We start from the raw sequence: 560 nt of genomic DNA, 5'->3' as shown, positions 1-560 counted from the left end.
CTAATATTATTTTCATCATTCGTTAGCGATACATTGTCAGCAATCATTAAATTATAGCCAATAATGATTTTTGAAAGTATATCTTCAAATTCAGCATTATAGAAAACACCATTATATTCATAGCCAGAGGCATTTAGTTCTGTAAATATCATATACCTTTCCTCCCTGCTTTAAGAATGGCATCAGCAAACTCATTTCCATCTAAATAACCAATGGCTTTGTGCCAAAGTCGCTTTTCATTCGGTTTAAAAATATAGAAATATTCTTTTTCAAATCCTCTTATGTCTTTCTGAACAAATAGTTTATCTGTTACTTTTTCAGAACGTATTTGTGTAAGAAGTGATAAGATTTCCCAATCGTTTTCTTGCTTATCCACCCATACTATAGCATTTTTGAAAGAGGAGACAGGAACTAATTTAAAAAACATTCCTACAATTTGATTGGTATGCCAAATTTCTACAACAAATTTTTTATCTTCCTTTTCTAATTTTGATTTAAAACGTTCTACAAAAATGGATGCATAATTTTTAAGAATTTCATCATTCATATCAATTGTTGAA

1 protein-coding gene is annotated in these 560 nt (G+C 28.9%); it reads right to left on the bottom strand.

What is annotated here, in order from left to right; translation table 11 throughout:
• Window positions 1–148: 148 nt before the first annotated feature.
• Window positions 149–560 (bottom strand): hypothetical protein (locus tag FHK88_RS02440; protein WP_264480581.1); only part of this gene is annotated, 412 nt, incomplete at its 5' end.

This window comes from Psychrobacter sp. I-STPA6b, from assembly GCF_020662265.1.
Lineage (GTDB): Bacteria > Pseudomonadota > Gammaproteobacteria > Pseudomonadales > Moraxellaceae > Psychrobacter.
The sequence above is the reverse complement of the archived record's forward strand: the minus strand, read 5'-3'. Positions and strand labels throughout refer to the sequence as shown.